The organism is Rhizobium aethiopicum (assembly GCF_014197535.1).
Classification (GTDB): Bacteria; Pseudomonadota; Alphaproteobacteria; order Rhizobiales; family Rhizobiaceae; genus Rhizobium; species Rhizobium aethiopicum_A.
The window spans coordinates 1-2,163 of sequence record NZ_JACIFV010000055.1; the positions used below are offsets into that span (position 1 = coordinate 1).

General features: G+C 56.0%; 1 pseudogene. It reads right to left on the reverse strand.

Annotated features, from left to right (window positions below):
- Positions 1-1,725 (reverse strand): annotated as a pseudogene (locus GGD53_RS31380) (Ulp1 family isopeptidase); the annotation flags it as partial.
- Positions 1,726-2,163: the final 438 nt, after the last annotated feature.

The following is a 2,163-nucleotide window of genomic DNA, read 5'->3' on the forward strand; positions in this document are numbered from 1 at the left end:
GTCTTGGTAATCTTTTTTCAACGACCATTGCTGCTGATCACTGCCGTTGAGCCGGCTCGCTATGCTCTCCCTACCCCTGGTTTGCAGCCAATCACCAAACTTTCGCTGATTGCTGACCAGCTTCGAGACGACTATCCTCTGCGAAGTCGAGTCCGATCCGAGCTTGCTCAGCTCTTCGTTGGCGAAGCTATCAATCATGAGGGCGTCGTCGGGATAAGGATTATGCTGTTTCAACTGCGACTCAGCGCCTAGATACTGCCGCAGCCGATCGAGACTCACGTTTATTCTTTTTCCTTCAGCCTTGGTAAAGGCCCTCAAATCGTCCTTTAACGACTGTTGCTGCTGATCACTGCCAGTCAGGCGACTGGCTATGCTCCCCCGACCCTTCTTTCGGAGCCAATCACTAAACCTCCGTTTATTGCTGGCCAGATTCAAAACGCTTTTCCGCTTGGAAGTCGAGTCCGATCCGAGCTTGCTCAGCTCTTCCTTGGTGAAGCTATCAATCATGAGGGCGTCGTCGGGATAAGGATTATGCTGTTTCAACTGGGACTCGGCGCCTAGATACTGCCGCAGCCGATCGAAACTCACGACCACTTTTTTTCCTTCCTCCTTGGTAAAGGCCCTAAAATCCTCCTGCAACGACCGTTGCTGCTCATCAGTACCCGTGAGTCGGCTGACTATGCTCTCCCTGCCCTCCCTTTTGAGCCAAGCGCTAAATTTTCGTTGGTTACTGGCATTTTTCCGGGAAGTCGCGGCCGGTCGGAGCTTACTCCGCTCTTCGTTGGCCAAGGCCTCAATAATGAGGGCGTCGTCGGGATAAGGATTATGCTGTTTCAACTGGGACTCGGCGCCTAGATACTGCCGCAGCCGATCTAAACTCACGCTTATTTTTTTTCCTTCAGCGTTGGTAAAGTTACTGTAATCGTCCTTTAACGACTGTTGCTGCTGATCACTGCCAGTCAGGCGACTGGCGATGCTCTCCCTGCCCTCCCTTTGGAGCCAATCGCTAAACCTCCGTTGATTGCTGGCCATATTCCAGACAACATTCCTCTTGGAAGTCGAGACCGGTCGGAGCTTACTCCGCTCTTCGTTGGCCAAGGCATCAATAATGAGGGCGTCGTCGGGATAGGGAACATGAATTCGGCGCCCCATCAGGCGCGGCCCAGGTCCAACGGCTTGGAGTTCTTGCCCCTCAGGCGAGAGCCTCCTGAAATGAGACAGTGCTGAGTTAAGACGCTTACGATCGTCCCCACCGTTTGCCCAGTAATCCGCGATATCACCGGCTAGCGAATCTGGATCGTTTAAAAACCGAGAAGCCATCGAATCTCTGTTTGCTGCTCGGAGCCAACGAGCGAACCTCCTAAGAATCCCTAAATTGTTCTCGACGGTAGCCTCGGGAACCCTTCCGTCCCCTCGGCCGACGCTACCGTCGGGTAGAATTTCGTAGTTTCGGACTGCTTCCGCGAACTGGTTGATGCGGGTCTCGTCATCGGGATGCATGTCCCGGTCGGCGGGGCGACCACGCTTGGCGCCGACGCGAGCCTTGGTTGAGACCACGTGAGTCTCCGTTGCGGCATCGACGTCTTGCTGCCCCGAACCCCTCTCCGGCGCCAGCGACTGCGGCGTCACTCGCATCGAACCGCCCACGGAACTGCGACGCGGCACACGGTCGCCGGCGTCACTATCGTGCGAACCGAGGCGCAAGTCGGTCGGATCCTGTTCCATCTCTCGGCTCTCTGGATAGCAATCCTCAATCCAGGCGTCCGTATCGAAAGCTCCGGTCACGCCTTCGATCCACCCACTAACTTCGCGAGAATCGTCATCGCGCGGCTGGTTCCGTCTTGGGTACATCGATGCCGGTCCTCCGGAAATTCAAATTTGGAACCTCGATCCTAATGCCTGCCGACCGCCGCCCAGCATGCTAAAGCCAGATCCAATCATGCCCTCAAGGCATGGCCGAACACCATATGGCGACGGCTTGCCGACAATCGTCTGCACTCGACCATCAAGCCGACACAGAGGCTCGCCAGCTTGCCGCTTGCCATGCGGAGCCCGCCATTCGATGTTGCCCCGGCACTGGGGATCGTCTCATCTGGGTTGGCGCGCTGCACGTGGCCGCGTAAAAACGGATTCTCTCTCAACGGTTTGGTGCTTTTTCAAGAA